Annotated in this window: 2 protein-coding genes; both read right to left on the reverse strand. The window is 48.2% G+C overall.

Going from position 1 to position 1,152, the window contains the following annotated elements; genetic code table 11:
* Positions 1 to 460: RHS repeat-associated core domain-containing protein (locus tag AC1D1X_RS23960; RefSeq protein WP_477699436.1), on the reverse strand; the 460-nt coding region annotated here is incomplete at its 3' end.
* The coding region (locus tag AC1D1X_RS23965; RefSeq protein ID WP_477699435.1) for a hypothetical protein at positions 397 to 1,152 on the reverse strand (756 nt) is incomplete at its 5' end. The genes AC1D1X_RS23965 and AC1D1X_RS23960, both read right to left, overlap by 64 nt.

The following is a 1,152-nucleotide window of genomic DNA, read 5'->3' on the forward strand; positions in this document are numbered from 1 at the left end:
GGGCTCCACCGTTCCATGCATTCCGATCGTCAACGTACGTGGGCGCATTGCTTCCTTGATTGAACATAGTTCGCCCGCCTGCCAGGCTGTATTGACCATCCACAATCTTTACCCGAACGCCACACACGTCTTTCCAATGCCACACGACGACGAAGCAGTGTTTAGCGCCAAGCCGGCGAGCCTTCGGATCGTTCACAGGCCGGCACACCACGGTTGTATCCAGACCCGACGGGTCCACTAGTCTCAACGGATCGCCCTCCACATAGCTAAAGGTATTGATGCCACCCGCCAGTCCAATGGGATCGGACTGCATATACCGCCCAATCCTCGGGTTGTACTCCCGATGCCAATTCTGGAACAGCCCACTCTCGGCATCAAAGGTTTGTCGAAAATCCTCTAATGGGCTTTGGCTACTCGAATCGCAAGCATCGGTGAAGTAAGGTCCTGCTGAGTGAGCAATATTGCTATGCCCGCGTCATCAAGAATTGCGTATGTATAAGCATTGGAAATGAAGAATCTCGTGCACTCGGTTTCTGAGCAACTCAATAACTCGTTGCCGGAACGAGCGCGCAAAGTGATTCTCGCTGGGCTATAGACTTGAGATGAATTTAAAACCGTGTACCCTGACCTTGAAGGGGGCAATGAAATGACTTTTTTACTTAAGGTTCCGATAGGCCCCAAAGACCAACTAACCAAATTCAGGCTCTTAATTTCTTGCCAAGCAGTGGAACATGTCGCGTAAAGCCTCTCATTATCTATCGCGTAGACCGGAGCCGCAGGAATTGCTAAAAAACTGGTGCTTCTATAAGCTGAACAGTCTGCGTTAATTTGTGCAAAGAAATCTTGAGAAATTGAAACTTCTGACTGCTCAGTAACATTGAGTAGAGTATTTTGGAAAAACAGGAGATCTCTGTATCGAACCGGTGCAACGATAGTAGAAGGGGCTTGGGGCCAACGTCCTGTCCTGTTACCCCAAACTATCGATACATGATCGCCATCTGCATCCACTTGAAAGTCGTCATCTTTGTAGATACTTGTGGACACCCTACTATCAGCCGACAAATTAACTCTTGCTCCATTTACAAAAAGTTTTCTATCGAACTTAGCAATACGCCTCTCATTTGCTAAATACTTCGGTGTGCCTTCAAGGTC

Source organism: Polaromonas sp. P1_G4, assembly GCF_056405475.1.